This window comes from Allobosea psychrotolerans (assembly GCF_002917105.1).
GTDB classification, from domain to species: Bacteria; Pseudomonadota; Alphaproteobacteria; order Rhizobiales; family Beijerinckiaceae; genus Allobosea; species Allobosea psychrotolerans.
On the sequence record NZ_PQFZ01000011.1, the window covers coordinates 109,445 to 123,475 of the forward strand.

Consider the following 14,031-nt stretch of genomic DNA (forward strand, 5'->3'; position numbering starts at 1 on the left):
ACCCGAGATGACCGACAAAGCCGCCGACAAGACCGAAACCGTCGACTATTCCCAGACGCTGTTCCTGCCCCAGACCGAGTTCCCGATGCGCGCGGGGTTGCCGCAGCGCGAGCCGGAATTGCTCTCCCGCTGGGCCAGGATCGACCTTTACAAGAAGCTGCGCGCCACCGCGAAGGGGCGCGACCGCTTCGTGCTGCATGACGGCCCGCCCTACGCCAATGGCAACATCCATATCGGCCACGTGCTCAACAAGGTGCTGAAGGATCTCGTCGCGCGCTCGCAGCAGATGCTCGGCTTCGATTCGAACTACGTGCCGGGTTGGGACTGCCACGGCCTGCCGATCGAATGGAAGATCGAGGAGCAGTACCGCGCCAAGGGCCTCAACAAGGATGATGTGCCGGTCGTCGAATTCCGCAAGGAATGCCGCGCCTTCGCCGAGAAATGGGTCGATATCCAGCGCGAGGAGTTCAAGCGCCTGGGCGTCGAGGGCGATTGGGCCGATCCTTATCTCACCATGGCCTATCCCGCCGAGGCGCAGATCGCCCGCGAGATCATGAAGTTCGCCGAGACCGGCCAGCTCTATCGCGGCTCCAAGCCGGTGATGTGGTCCGTGGTCGAGAAGACCGCGCTGGCCGAGGCCGAGGTCGAGTATGAGGAGCATGTCAGCGACACGGTGTTCGTGGCGTTCCCCGTCGTCGCACCCGCCGGCAGTCTCGCCGATGCCTCGATCCTGATCTGGACGACCACGCCCTGGACCATCCCCGGCAACCGCGCGATCTCCTTCCACAACAAGATCGCCTATGGGCTCTACCGCATCACCGCAGCGCCGGAAGGCAACTGGGCCAAGGTCGGCGCGACCTACGTCCTCGCCAAGAACCTCGCGGAAGGCGTCTTCAAGGCGGCGAAGGTGGACGCTTTCGAGCTGGTTTCGGATGTATCGGCCCATGAGCTTGCCGGCCTGACCTGCGCTCATCCGCTGCGCGGTCAGGGCTATGATTTCGACGTGCCGCTGCTCGACGGCGACCATGTCACCGACGATGCCGGCACGGGCTTCGTCCACACCGCGCCCGGCCATGGTCGCGAGGACTTCGACGTCTGGATGGCCAATGGCCGGATGCTGGCCGAGCGCGGCATCGAAACGCTAATTCCCTACACCGTCGATGCCGATGGCCGCTTCACCAAGGATGCGCCGGGCTTCGAGGGCAAGCAGGTCATCACCGACAAGGGCGAGAAGGGCGACGCCAACGAAGCCGTGATCAAGGCCCTTGCCGCGAGCGGCCATCTCGTCGCGCGTGGCCGGCTGAAGCACCAGTATCCGCATAGCTGGCGCTCGAAGAAGCCGGTCATCTTCCGCAACACGCCGCAATGGTTCATCGCCATGGACAAGGCGGTCGAGGCGCTCGGCAACCGCACCCTGCGTGAGGTTGCGCTCGGCGCGATCAAGGACACGCAATGGGTGCCCGCCGCCGGCGAGAACCGCATCAACGGGATGATCGCCAACCGCCCCGACTGGGTGGTCTCGCGCCAGCGTGCCTGGGGCGTGCCGATCACCGTCTTCGTCGAGAAGGAGACCGGCGCGATCCTGGTCGATGCCAAGGTCAATGCCGCGATCGCCGATGCCTTCGAGCTGGAAGGCGCCGACGCCTGGTTTACCGACCTGGATGGCGCACGCTTCCTGAAGCCCTTCGGCTACGACCCGGCTGCTTACGAGCGCGTCACCGACGTGCTCGACGTCTGGTTCGATTCAGGCTCGACGCACGCCTTCACACTGGAGAAGCGGCCGGATCTGCGCGCCCGCCGGCGCGGCGATGGCGGCAATGACCGGGTGATGTATCTCGAAGGCTCTGACCAGCATCGCGGCTGGTTCCATTCGAGCCTGCTCGAAAGCTGCGGCACGCGCGGCCGGGCGCCCTTCGACATCGTCCTGACCCACGGCTTCTGTCTCGACGAGAAGGGCGAGAAGATGTCGAAGTCGAAGGGCAACGTCACCGCCCCGCAGGACATCATCAAGGATTCGGGCGCCGACATCCTGCGCCTCTGGGTCGCTGCGGCCGATTATTCCGACGATCTGCGCATCGGCAAGGAGATCCTCAAGACCTTCGTCGAGACCTATCGCAAGCTGCGCAACACCACGCGCTGGATGCTCGGCACGCTCGCCCATTTCAGCGAGGATATCCGGGTCAACGAGCCGCAGACTATGCCGGAGCTGGAGCGGTTGATGCTGCATCGGCTCGCCGAGCTCGGGCCGCAGGTCGAGGAGGCCTATCGCACCTACGACTACAAGAAGGTGGTGAACCTGCTCTCGCAGTTCATGAACACCGAGCTTTCGGCCTTCTATTTCGACATCCGCAAGGACGCGCTGTATTGCGATCCCTTGTCGAGCCATGTCCGCAAGAGCGCATTGACGGTCGTCGACCATCTCTTCCGTTGCCTGGCCACCTGGCTCGCGCCGATCCTGGTCTTCACCACGGAAGAAGCCTGGCTGGAGCGCTATCCCGAGCAGAAGGCGATGGACGGCTCGGTGCATCTCGAACTCTTCGCGCAAGCGCCCGAAGGCTGGCTCGATCCCGAGCTCGCCGAGCGCTGGAGCAAGATCCGCCGCGTCCGCCGCGTCGTCACCGGCGCGCTGGAGCTGGAGCGGGCGGGCAAGCGCATCGGCTCCTCGCTGGAGGCCGCGCCCCAGGTCTATATCGACGACCCCGATCTGAGGGCTGCGCTCTCGGGCGTCGATCTCGCCGAGATCAGCATCACCTCGGGCATCGCGATCAGCGCGGGCGAGGGCCCCGAAGACGCCTTCCGCCTGCCCGACGTGCCGGGCGTCGCGGTCGTCTCCGCGCGGGCGCCGGGCGTCAAATGCGCCCGCTCCTGGAAGTATTTCGATCCCGCCCTGGCCGATCCGGCCTATCCGGAGGTGACGCCGCGCGACGCCAAGGCCTTGCGCGAGCTTGGGCAGCGCGCGCGATGATGCCGGCGCGCCGCCTCGGCATCTTCATCGTCGCTCTGGTCTTCGGGCTCGATCAGGCGCTCAAGCTCTGGCTGCTCTTCGGGGTTCGGCTGGCCGAGACCGGCCCTTTCGAGGTCGCGCCCTTCATGGAGATCGTGCTCGCCTGGAATCGCGGCATCTCCTATGGCCTGTTCCAGCAGGATGGCGACCTCGGCCGCTGGCTCCTGGTCGTGATCTCCTTCGTTGCCGCGATCTGGCTCGGGCGCTGGATGTTGCGCGAGACGCGGCGATTGACCGTCGTCAGCCTGGCTCTGATCGTCGGCGGAGCGCTGGGCAACGGCCTCGACCGTGCGGTCTACGGCGCCGTCGTCGACTTCGTGCACCTGCATCACGGCAGCTTCAGCTGGTACATCTTCAACATCGCCGATGCGGCGATCGTTGTCGGCGTGGCCGCTCTGCTATATGAGTCCTTCCGTTCCAGCTCGGATAAGCCGGCATGATGGGCGCTTCGCCATCGTTTTGCCGCGCGCCTGAGGTTGAAGTAGGGATGAAAAAATCCCGAGGGAGGTTTGAGATGGCTCACCGCATCCGCGTGACGCATTGGCTCCTGGCCGGTGGGCTGCTGCTTGCGGCCTCGCCCGCCTTCGCGCAGGAAGGCATGCTCTTCAAGAATCTGATGGAGGGCGTCATCGGCGGCAAGGGCAATAACGACATCGAATACCGGCAGCGGCCGCCGCTCGTGGTGCCTCCCGGTTCGACCCTGCCGCGGCCGCAGGACCCGGCGAGCACGCGCAATGCCGCCTGGCCGAACGATCCCGACATCGCAAAGCGTCGCGCCGAGGATGCGCGCGCGCTGGTGCCCGCGACTGAACGCGAGAAGTACAAGGACAATCAGCGCCCGCTGCTGAGCCAGGAAGAGCTGCAGAAGGGCCGTGTCGCCGGCCGCAACAGCCGGCCGTTCCAGCCGCAGCAGTCGAAGACCTATGAGGAAAACATCGCCCCGATCCGGACCGGCCGCGACATTGCCGCGAGCAAGAATGCCGAGGATCTGGCGAGCCTGACCTATGGCAGCGAGCCGGAGCGGAAATATCTCTACGAGCCGCCGGTCGGCTATCGTCGCCCGGCCGGGACGGCGCCGGTCGGACCTGGCCGGAATGGCCCGCGCGAGGACACGCAGGCCGTGGGGCAGAAAGAATTCGTTCAGGGTACGCCCATGCCGACCCTGCCCGCGCTCAACTGAGACGGGCGTCGCGTCTGGTTCTCCGGGGGATGGCGGCTTATATGGGGTGGATGCCCCGCCGCCAACCCACGGTCCCGCGATGACGATCCATATCCCGCCGACCCGCATGAGCGCGCCTGTCGAGTCGTTTCGGCTCGGCAACGGACTGGAGGTCGTGGTGGTGCCCGACCATCGCGCCCCGGTCGTCACCCATATGGTCTGGTACCGCAACGGCTCGGCCGATGATCCGGCGGGCAAGTCCGGCATTGCCCATTTCCTCGAACATCTGATGTTCAAGGGCACGGCGCGCTGGCCGGCCGGCGAATTCTCCAAGATCGTCGCCGGTTTCGGCGGGCAGGAGAACGCCTTCACCTCCTACGACTACACCGCCTATTTCCAGCGCGTGCCGAAGCAGCATTTGCGCGCCATGATGGATTACGAGGCCGACCGGATGACCGGGCTCGCCTTCGACGAGAGCGTCGTGGGGCCCGAGCGCGACGTCGTTCTCGAAGAGCGCCGCATGCGCGTCGATTCCGATCCGGCGGCCCAGCTCAGCGAGGAGTTCTCCGCGGCGCTGTTCGTGCATCACCCCTATGGCACGCCGATCATCGGCTGGGAGCACGAGATCGAGGAGCTGAACCGCGACGACGCCTTCGCCTATTACCAGCGCTTCTACACGCCCGAGAATGCGATCCTGGTCGTTGCCGGCGATGTCGAGGCGAAGGAGGTGCGCGAGCTCGCCGAGGCGACCTATGGCCAGATCGCCGCACGCGGCGAGGCGCCCTCCCGCAAGCGCCCGGCCGAACCCGATCCGCGTGCGGCGCGGCGCGTCACGCTGAGCGATCCGCGCGTGCACCAGCCTTCGCTGCGCCGGGGCTGGTTGACGCCGACCTATCTCAGCGGCGATCGGACCGAGGTCTTCGCACTGGAGATCGCTGCGGAGATCCTGGGTGGGGGGACCACATCGCGACTTTATCGCAGCCTTTGCGTCGAGCAGGAGCTCGCCGCCGGCGCCAGCGCCTATTTCATGGGCTCGATGGTCGATCGCTCGGCTTTCCAGCTCTCGGTCAGCCCGCGCCCGGGCGTGGAGATGGCGGTACTCGAAGCTGGCCTCGATGCCGCACTTGCGACCTTCCTGGCGGAGGGGCCCAGCGAGGTCGAGCTGACGCGCGCCCGCACCCGGCTTGTTGCCGAGACGATCTTCGCCCGCGACAGCCAGTCTTCGCTCGCCCGCATCTTCGGGGCCTCGCTTGCCGTCGGCGAGACCGTCGAGGATGTGCTGACCTGGCCTGAGCGCATCGAGGCGGTTCCGCGCGAGGCGGTCGTCGAGGCAGCGCGCCGTTATCTCCGGCCCGACCGCTCGGTCACCGGCCTTTTGCTACCGGTCGCCTGACCGCCTGCCCTCCTTTCAACCGGGCGGAGGTGTCACGCCCCGCTTTCAGGAAGCGACATGAACGCGCCCATCCCCGTTGCCCTTTCCGCGATCACTGGCCCCTCCGTGGCGGTGCAGAAGGTTCGCTCCGCCGCCGGCGTCGAGGCCTGGCTGGTCGAGGAGCATAGCCTGCCCCTGATCGCGATCGACTTCGCCTTCGACGGGGGCGCGACCCGGGACCCCGAGAACGCGGGCGGCAGCGCTTATACGATCTCCGGCCTGCTCGACGAAGGCGCTGGCGATCTCGATGCCGAGGCCTTCCAGGGCAAGATGGCCGATCATGCCATCAGCCTCGGCTTCGATGCGCGCCGCGACGATTTCCACGGCCAGCTCCAGACCCTGTCGCGCCATCGCGATACCGCTTTCGAATTGCTGGCGCTGGCCCTCAACGCGCCGCGCTTCGATGCGGACGCGGTCACGCGGGTGAAGTCGCAGATCGTCGCCGGGCTGCAGCGCCAGGCACAGAATCCCGAGACGCTCTGCCGCAATGCGCTCTATGCGGCGGCCTATCCCGGCCACCCCTATGGCCGGCCCGAGAAGGGCGATATCGACAGCGTCTCGAAACTGCAGGCCGCGGGGCTCAAGGCGCTCACCGGCGATCTGCTCAGCCGCGGCGGACTCAAGATCGTCGTGGTCGGTGACATCACCGCCGACGAGCTGGCGCAGCGTCTCGACCAGATCTTCGGCGCCTTGCCCGAGGGCAAGCCGCGCGCTTTGCCGGGCACGCCGCTGCCGATCCAGGGGCTGGGCCAGACCCATGTCATCGATCTCGACGTGCCTCAGACGGTGCTGCGCTTCGTCGGCCCGGGATTGATGCGCAACGATCCCGATTTCATCGCGGGCAGCGTGCTGAACCATATCCTCGGCGGCTCGGCCTTCACCTCCCGCCTCTTTCTCGAGGTGCGCGAGAAGCGCGGCCTCGCCTATGGCGTCTCCTCCAGCCTGCTGCCCCTGCGCGAGAGCGCCATGCTCGTCGGCGGCACCGCGACGCGCAACGACCGCGCGGCGGAATCGCTTGCCGTCATCCGCGAGGAGATGGCCAAGCTCGCAGATGAGGGGCCCAGCGAGCATGAGGTCGAGGAGGCCAAGCGCTACATCATCGGCTCCTATCCGCTGCGCTTCGACACCTCGCCCAAGATCGCCGCCGAACTGCTCAGCCTCGCCGTCAACGGCTTCGAGCCGGAGTTCCTGAGCGAGCGCAACCGGCTCTTTGCCGAGGTCACGCTCGCCGATATCGGCCGTGTGGCCAAGCGTCTGTTCGGCGATCCGCGCTTGCTGGTGCAGGCTGTCGGCCGGCCGGTCGGCCTCGTCTGAACCCTCTCGTCCTTTCCCTTAGGCACCGCGACGGACCTCATCACCATGCTGCAGCAAAGCTTCGATCTCGCGCTCGAATCCGGTGTCGGCAAGGGGGGCATTCCCGATGCCGCTTTCGAGCAGGCACTGGCCGATCTTGCTCCCGCCTTAGCGCGGCTGCAGGGCCAGGCGCGGGATCATTCGCTGCCGCTGCTCGGCCTGCCCGCCGACACGGCCGATCTGCCGCCGGTCCATGCCGCGGCCAAGCGCCTCAAGGCAGGCGCGACCGACATTCTCGTGCTCGGCACCGGCGGCTCCAGCCTCGGCGGCCAGACGCTGGCGCAGCTCGCCGACTACGGCATCTCCGGCCTGTCGCGCTTCGCGCCTGAGCCACGCGTCCACTTCATCGACAATCTCGACCCCGAGACCTATTCGGAGCTGCTCGCCAAGCTGCCGTTCGAGACGACGAAATTCGTCGCTATCTCGAAATCGGGCGGCACCGGCGAGACCCTGCTGCAGAGCATCACGGTGATCAGCGCCCTGCGCGCCGCAGGCTTCAGCGATGCGCAGATCGGCGAGCGTTTCCAGGGCCTGTCCGAGCCAGCGATCCCCGGCAAGCTGCATCCGCTGCGCGCGCTGCTGGAGCCCTTCGGCGTGCCCTTCCTCGAGCACCACACCGGGGTCGGCGGGCGCTATTCTGTGCTGACCAATTGCGGCCTGTTGCCGGCCGCCGCGCTCGGTCTCGACGTCGAGGCTCTGCGCGCCGGCGCGGCCAAGGCCGTGGCGCCGGTCCTGGCGGGCAAGAGTGTGCGCGAGACGCCTGCCGCGGTCGGTGCCGCGCTGCATCTCGCCGCGATGCGCTCAGGCAAGAATATCGCGGTTCTGATGCCCTATGCCGATAAATTCGCGCTGCTGACGCGCTGGTGGATGCAGCTCTGGGCCGAGAGCCTGGGCAAGGACGGGCAGGGCACGCAGCCTGTCGGTGCGCTCGGCCCGGTCGATCAGCATTCGCAGCAGCAGCTCTATCTCGCCGGCCCGAAGGACAAGTTCTTCACGGTGCTGACGGTGGGCGCCAAGGGCAAGGGGCCCAGGATCGATGCCGAACTCGCCGGCAAGATCGGCCAGGACGATTTCGCCGGCAAGACGATCGGCGACCTGGTCGCCGCTCAGGGCGTCGCGATGATCGACACCTTCGCCAGGAATGGCTGCTCGGTGCGCCGCTTCCATGTCGATGAGATCGACGAAACCATCCATGGCGAAGTGCTGATGCACTTCATGCTGGAGACGGTCCTGACCGGCTATGCCATGGGAGTGGACCCGTTCGACCAGCCGGCGGTCGAGGAAGCGAAACTCCTCGCCAAGCGCTATCTTGCCGAAGCGCGCAGCTGAGTCGCCCTGTCGGTCCGGGCCTTCGCCCTGGGGTCCGACCTTCGGTCGGCCCAAGGATAGACTTGGCGAAAAACCCGGAGCCCCTGACGGGGGGATCGGGGACCGCTGACGGCCGGTTCGTCCGGTCGTGGGTTCCGGGTTCGGCTCTGCGAGCCGCCCCGGAATGACTAATGGAGCGTCATGACCGTTCGCCGCCTCGATCCCGTTCTCGTCGACCGCATCGCCGCCGGCGAGGTGATCGAGCGGCCGGCCGCTGCCGTGAAGGAGCTGGTCGAAAACGCGATCGACGCCGGCGCGCGCACGATTTCGGTCACGATCGCAGCCGGCGGCCGCGAATTGATCCGCGTCGTCGATGACGGCTCCGGCATGTCGCCTGAGGATCTGGCGCTGTCGGTCGAGCGCCACGCCACCTCCAAGCTGCCCGACGGCGACCTTTTCGCGATCAAGTCGCTGGGTTTTCGCGGCGAGGCCTTGCCCTCGATCGGTTCGGTTGCGCGGCTTTCGATCGCGACCCGCCGGCATGATTCCGCCCATGGCCATGGACTCGTCGTCGAGGCTGGTGAGAAGGGGGTGGTACGGCCGGTCGCTGCCGCGGCCGGGACGCGCATCGAGGTCAGCGATCTTTTCGCCTTCACTCCGGCGCGGCTCAAATTCCTGAAGAGCGATCGCGCCGAGGCGCAGGCCGTCTCCGAGATGCTGCGTCGGCTCGCCATCACCCATCCCACGATCCGCTTCGCGCTCGATGGCGATCACGTCACCGGGTTCGACTGGCCGGCGGAGGCGCATGGTGAGGATGGCATGCTGCGCCGGCTGGCGCGCGGCCTTGGGCGCGATTTCCCCGAGAACGCGCTGCCGCTAGACGTGGCGCGCGAGGGCTTCCGCGTCACGGGCTTTGCCGGCCTGCCGACCTTCCATCGCGGCACCTCCGCCGGGGTGCATCTGGCGGTGAACGGCCGGCCGGTGCGGGACAAGCTGCTGCTCTCGGCCGTGCGCGGCGCCTATGCCGATGTCGTGCCCTCCGACCGGCATCCGGTGCTGTTCCTCGATGTCGCCTGCGAGCCGCGCCTCGTCGACGTCAACGTCCACCCGGCCAAGAGCGAGGTCCGCTTCCGCGATCCCGCTCTGGTGCGCGGCCTCGTCGTCTCCGGGCTGAAGGCGGCCCTGGCCGAGGCCGGCCATCGCGCCACCACGACCGGCGGGGCGCGGACACTCGAGGCCTTTCGCGCGGTGTTTGCGGGCAATGGAGTGGCCTCCATCCCGCGTCCGCATTTTCCCGAGACGCCGGCCTGGCCCCGGCCTGCAGCCGGCTTCGCCGAGCCGGCCCAGGCAGGTTTCGAGAGCTTCGCGACCCCTTCCGCCGATGCGCGCGCCCATGCCGCCGAGCCAGCCGCCGATGCGCTCGACCGGCCGCTCGGCGCGGCACGGGCGCAATTGCACGAGACCTATATCGTCGCCCAGACGCGCGAGGGCGTCGTCATCGTCGACCAGCACGCTGCGCATGAGCGATTGGTCTATGAGCGGTTGAAGGCCGAGCGCGCCAGGTCTGGCATCGCCCGGCAGGCGCTATTGCTGCCGGAGGTCGTCGAACTCGACCCTGTCGATGCCGATCGCCTGAATGCGGCCTCCGACGAACTCGCGACGCTCGGGCTCGGCATCGAGGCCTTCGGGCCCGGTGCGGTGCTGGTGCGTGAGGCCCCTTCCCAGCTCGCCGGCGGCAATCTCCAGAAGCTCGTGCGCGATGTCGCCGACGCACTGGCCGAGCACGGCCAGATCTCCTCGATTCCGGGTTCGCTGGAGCGCCGGCTCGACCATGTGCTGGCGACGATGGCCTGCCACAATTCGGTGCGCGCCGGTCGCAGGCTGCGGCCGGAGGAGATGGACGCGCTGCTGCGCGAAATGGAGATCACGCCGAATTCGGGCCAGTGCAACCATGGCCGACCGACCTATGTCGAACTGAAGCTCGCCGATATCGAGAAGCTGTTCGGGCGAAGGTGAGGATCAGGTGGCGATCTCATGAGACCGCTACGACGCCTCTGGCGTCATGCGCGCCTCGGTCTCATAGCCATGGCTGCGGTATGTGTTCTTGTGCATGGGCACGCTGGACGGCTGGCCGCTCGAGCACGCGTCGTAAATACGCGCCCAAATGCGCTCGGCTGGTGGCGGGCCGGGGCATGGCGCGAGACCAGCGCGCGAGGGTGAACACATAGGCGTCGACGGCGGAGTAAGTATCGCCCAGGAACCACGGGCCGCCATGACGCGCCAGCTCGCCTTCCAGGCGGTCGAACTGGCTGTTCACCCGCTGCTCCGAGGCCTGTTTGATCTCCGCCTGGGCCGCGACGGAGACGGCGACCTTGTTGGGATGCAGGTAGAGCGACAAGTTCGCGTGCAGCGCGGTCGCAAGCCACATAAGCCATTTGTAAAATTGCGGCCTGAGCACGCTGCCTTGCGCAGGTATGAGCGCTGCCCCTCCCTTCAACTCGAGCAAATGAAGGATGATGGCCGTGCTCTCGTAAAGAGAGAGGCCGTCGCTTTCCAGCACAGGCACGAGCCCATCTGGGTGCAAGGCGCGATAGGATGGGTTGTTGCTCGGGCCTTTGTGCAAATTGACGAAGGAAAGTTCGTATTCCGCGCCGATTTCCTCAAGGACAATATGGGCGGCGAGGCTGATAAAGCCGGGGTAATAATGAAGTCGCAGCATCCAGACCTCGCAATCCGAGACGGTCTCAATCTGGCTTCTCCTGAGGACCGACCTGGAAGAGGTCAAGTTGCGTCCACAGGCTGAAGCGCTCCAGCTTCCGGTACAAGGTCGCCCCCGCGGGCCGACGTCCTATCCCGCCCGCAGCAGAACCACCTGGGTCTCGCCATAGTCGCGGCGCTCGACCACGGCGAAGCCCTCCGGCACGGCGATCTCCACGCCTGCCGCCTCCTCGAGCACGATGAGCGCGTCCGGCGTCAGCCAGCCGCCGAGCTGGGCCGAGACAAGCGCCTTTTCGCCCAGGCCCTTGCGATAGGGCGGGTCGCAGAACACCAGCCCGAAGGGCGGCATCGGGCTCGCCGGGCCGAGCTTGGTGGCGTCGCGCCGGAAGACGCGGCTATGGCCGGCGAGGCCGAGATTCATCTGGTTCTCGCGGATCAGGCCGCGCGCCTCGGTGCCGTCATCGACCAGCAATGCGAACTCCGCTCCGCGCGAGAGCGCCTCGAACGCCATCGCGCCCGTTCCGGCGAAGAGATCGAGCACGCGCGCGCCATCGACCACATCGTCATAGGCGTGGGCGAGCACGTTGAAGAGCGATTCCCGCAAACGGTCGGAGGTCGGGCGAATGGTCCCGATTCCCGGTTTGGGGCCGGCGAGCGGCCGCCCGCCGAAGCGTCCGCCGACGATCCTCATCGCTTTAATCCTCAGTCGCCATTGCCCCAGTCACGTTTGCCTTAGTCACGCTTGCCGCGCCCGGCACCGCCTGGACGCGGACCCTTGCCGCCGCCACCCGGGCGACCGCCGCCGGGCTTGCCGCCGAAGGGGCGACCCCCGGAGGGTTTGGCTCCGGAAGGTTTGCCCGCGAACGGCTTGCCGCCGCTGCGTTCGCCGCCTGCGCTGCGACCGGCCGGCCGCTCGCTCGAGCGCGCGGCATAGCTCTTGGGCGCGCCGCCCGGCTTGTCACCGAAGCTGCGGCTGCGCGGCCGTTCATCGCCACTGCGCTCGCTGAAGCGGCGCGCGGGGCGCTCCGCTCCCTCGCGCGGCGCGCGGTCGGGCCGCTCGCTGCGCGGCGCTGCATCCTGCCAGGGACGCTCGGAGGCGCGGTCGCGGCCAGCGGCCTCCTCGCGCGGGCGGCGAGGCGGACGTTCGCCGCTGCTCGCGCGCTCCTGTGTGCGTGGCGGACGCCCCCCGGCCGCGCCGCGCTCGCTGCGTGGCAGGCGGTCGGGCCGGCGCTTGGGGTTGACGCCCTCGCGGGCCGGGCGCTCCTCGCGGGATGCGGCGCTGACGCGCTCGACCAGCACGCGGCGGCCATTGGGATCCTCGATCGCCTTGTCTCGGCGGCGGACCACCTCGCCGGTGGCCTCGCGCGCCTGGCGCTCGATCTTGGGGTCGGCGCCACGGCGCGGCGGCGCCTTGCGCTCGCGCTGCGGCTCGGCCTCGGCGTCGCGCCAGACGGTGCGCTTCCATGGCTTGTCGCTGCGGTCGTCCTTGGACGGCGTGCGCACGGCGTCGCTCTGCCAGCGCTCCCGCTCGGGCTTGCCGTCGCGGTCGCCTGCCTCACGCCGGCGCGGCCGGTCGTCGCCGCTGGGCGCGCGCGGGGGGGCGGCCGGCATCTCGTCGCGGCGCGGCGCCTCCAGATCGACGCCGGCCCTTGCGATCAGATCTTCGCCGAGCTGGTCCCTGAGCACGCGCGAACGGATCTCGTCGACCTCCCCCTCGGGCAGGTCGCCGAGCTGGAACGGCCCGAACGAAACCCGGATCAACCGGTTCACGTCGAGGCCGAGATGCTCGAGCACCGTCTTGACCTCGCGGTTCTTGCCTTCGCGCAGATCGACCACGAGCCAGGTGTTCGAGCCCTGCTGGCGCTCGAAGCGGGCGACGATCGGGCCATAGCTCACGCCCTCGATCGTCACGCCATCGCGCAGCGTGTCGAGCTTGTCCTGCGTGACCGAGCCGAAGGCGCGCACACGGTAGCGCCTGAGCCAGCCGGTCTCCGGCAGCTCCAGCATGCGCGCGAGACCGCCGTCATTGGTGAGCAGCAGCAGGCCTTCGGTGTTGATGTCGAGCCGGCCGATCGAGAGCACGCGCGGGAGCTCTTCCGGCAGCGAGTCGAACACGGTCGGCCGCCCCTCCGGATCATGGTTCGTCGTCACCAGCCCGCGCGGCTTGTGATAGAGCCACATCCGCGTGCGCTCGCGCGCCGGCAAGGGCTCGCCATCGACGAGAACGACGTCATTGGGGCCGATATCGAGCGCCGGGCTTTCCAGCACCTTGCCGTTCACGCTGACGCGGCCTTCCACGATCATCGCCTCGCTGTCGCGACGCGAGGCGACGCCGGCCCGCGCCATCACCTTGGCGATGCGCTCGGGCTCCTGCGCGGCAAGCGAAGCGAGAAGCTTGGGCTCGGCGGCGGCGTCCTCGCGGCGCGGCCGTTCGTTGCGTTTATCGTCACGCTGGCTGAAGCTTTTGCCGCCAAAGCTCTTGCCACTCGGCGCGGCGCCGTCGCGGGGCGGACGGCTGGAGCTGCGCTCACCCTCGGCTCTGGCGCGGAACGGCCTCTCGCCGCCCTCGCGTGGTGGCCGGCTCGTGCTGCGTTCGCCCTCGGGCCTGGCGCGGAAGGGCCGCTCGGCCCCGCTGCCTGCGCTGCGGCTCGGACGATCGTCGCTGCCGCGCTCGCGATAAGGCGCGCGCTCGCCCTCAGGCCTGGCCCGGAACGGACGTTCGCCACCGGCGCGCGGCGGGCGCGGAGCGCCATCGCGCTGGCCGGCCGGCTTGTCGAAACGACGCTGTGGGCGCTCACCACCCTCGGACGTGACCCGGGCCGGACGCTCGCCACCCTCGGAGCGGCTGCGGAACGGCTTGCGCTCGCCACTTGGCGCGCCGGAGCGCGCAGGTCCGCGACCCGCACCATCGCGTCCGAAACCGCCGCCGCGAGAGCCGCCATCCTTGCCGCCGCCTTGTCCGCCACTGCGGCCGCCGGCACCGCCGCCCTTGCGCGGGCCACGGCTTTTCTGGTTGTTGTCGTCGCTCATGATCGCTCCGAAGCATGGTCCGCAGAA

General features: G+C 68.2%; 10 protein-coding genes. 7 read left to right on the forward strand and 3 right to left on the reverse strand.

Translation table 11 applies throughout. The annotated features are described in order from the left end of the window. Positions 1 to 7 precede the first annotated feature (7 nt). From ileS to mutL, 7 genes are all read left to right on the forward strand, one after another. Entirely contained in the window at positions 8 to 2,965 is a 2,958-nt protein-coding gene (ileS, locus tag CYD53_RS18555) for an isoleucine--tRNA ligase (RefSeq protein WP_103719565.1), read from the forward strand. Next, complete coding sequence (lspA, locus tag CYD53_RS18560) at positions 2,965 to 3,444, forward strand: signal peptidase II (RefSeq protein ID WP_210202374.1); 480 nt, start codon at positions 2,965 to 2,967, stop codon at positions 3,442 to 3,444. Before ileS ends, lspA begins: the two co-directional genes overlap by 1 nt. Positions 3,445 to 3,518: 74 nt before the next feature. Further along, positions 3,519 to 4,184 (forward strand): hypothetical protein, encoded by a 666-nt coding sequence (locus CYD53_RS18565; protein ID WP_103719567.1) that lies wholly within the window; start codon positions 3,519 to 3,521, stop codon positions 4,182 to 4,184. Between the two features lie 79 nt (positions 4,185 to 4,263). Continuing rightward, positions 4,264 to 5,556, forward strand: coding sequence for a M16 family metallopeptidase (locus CYD53_RS18570; RefSeq protein WP_103719568.1), 1,293 nt, complete (start codon positions 4,264 to 4,266; stop codon positions 5,554 to 5,556). Between the two features lie 57 nt (positions 5,557 to 5,613). Further along, the gene (locus CYD53_RS18575) at positions 5,614 to 6,909 is read left to right on the forward strand and encodes a M16 family metallopeptidase (RefSeq protein ID WP_103719569.1); all 1,296 of its coding nucleotides are present in this window, start codon (positions 5,614 to 5,616) and stop codon (positions 6,907 to 6,909) included. A gap of 45 nt (positions 6,910 to 6,954) precedes the next feature. Beyond that, positions 6,955 to 8,277, forward strand: coding sequence for a glucose-6-phosphate isomerase (locus CYD53_RS18580; RefSeq protein WP_103719570.1), 1,323 nt, complete (start codon positions 6,955 to 6,957; stop codon positions 8,275 to 8,277). Between the two features lie 180 nt (positions 8,278 to 8,457). Continuing rightward, entirely contained in the window at positions 8,458 to 10,272 is a 1,815-nt protein-coding gene (mutL, locus tag CYD53_RS18585) for a DNA mismatch repair endonuclease MutL (protein WP_103719571.1), read from the forward strand. A gap of 61 nt (positions 10,273 to 10,333) precedes the next feature. Here mutL and CYD53_RS18590 read toward each other — a convergent pair whose 3' ends face one another. From CYD53_RS18590 to CYD53_RS18600, 3 genes are all read right to left on the reverse strand, one after another. Further along, the gene (locus CYD53_RS18590; RefSeq protein WP_103719655.1) at positions 10,334 to 10,975 is read right to left on the reverse strand and encodes a glutathione S-transferase family protein; all 642 of its coding nucleotides are present in this window, start codon (positions 10,973 to 10,975) and stop codon (positions 10,334 to 10,336) included. A gap of 129 nt (positions 10,976 to 11,104) precedes the next feature. After that, positions 11,105 to 11,665 (reverse strand): 16S rRNA (guanine(966)-N(2))-methyltransferase RsmD, encoded by a 561-nt coding sequence (gene rsmD / locus CYD53_RS18595; RefSeq protein ID WP_103719572.1) that lies wholly within the window; start codon positions 11,663 to 11,665, stop codon positions 11,105 to 11,107. 41 nt (positions 11,666 to 11,706) lie between these two features. Further along, on the reverse strand, positions 11,707 to 14,004 hold the full coding sequence (locus tag CYD53_RS18600) for a pseudouridine synthase (RefSeq protein ID WP_181011930.1): 2,298 nt from the start codon (positions 14,002 to 14,004) through the stop codon (positions 11,707 to 11,709). Positions 14,005 to 14,031 lie beyond the last annotated feature (27 nt).

Coding starts and splice junctions, on each gene's coding strand:
- ileS (WP_103719565.1), top strand. CDS start 8: ATGACCGACAAAGCCGCCGACAAGACCGAAACCGTCGACTATTCCCAG.
- lspA (WP_210202374.1), top strand. CDS start 2,965: ATGCCGGCGCGCCGCCTCGGCATCTTCATCGTCGCTCTGGTCTTCGGG.
- CYD53_RS18565 (WP_103719567.1), top strand. CDS start 3,519: ATGGCTCACCGCATCCGCGTGACGCATTGGCTCCTGGCCGGTGGGCTG.
- CYD53_RS18570 (WP_103719568.1), top strand. CDS start 4,264: ATGACGATCCATATCCCGCCGACCCGCATGAGCGCGCCTGTCGAGTCG.
- CYD53_RS18575 (WP_103719569.1), top strand. CDS start 5,614: ATGAACGCGCCCATCCCCGTTGCCCTTTCCGCGATCACTGGCCCCTCC.
- CYD53_RS18580 (WP_103719570.1), top strand. CDS start 6,955: ATGCTGCAGCAAAGCTTCGATCTCGCGCTCGAATCCGGTGTCGGCAAG.
- mutL (WP_103719571.1), top strand. CDS start 8,458: ATGACCGTTCGCCGCCTCGATCCCGTTCTCGTCGACCGCATCGCCGCC.
- CYD53_RS18590 (WP_103719655.1), bottom strand. CDS start 10,975: ATGCTGCGACTTCATTATTACCCCGGCTTTATCAGCCTCGCCGCCCAT.
- rsmD (WP_103719572.1), bottom strand. CDS start 11,665: ATGAGGATCGTCGGCGGACGCTTCGGCGGGCGGCCGCTCGCCGGCCCC.
- CYD53_RS18600 (WP_181011930.1), bottom strand. CDS start 14,004: ATGAGCGACGACAACAACCAGAAAAGCCGTGGCCCGCGCAAGGGCGGC.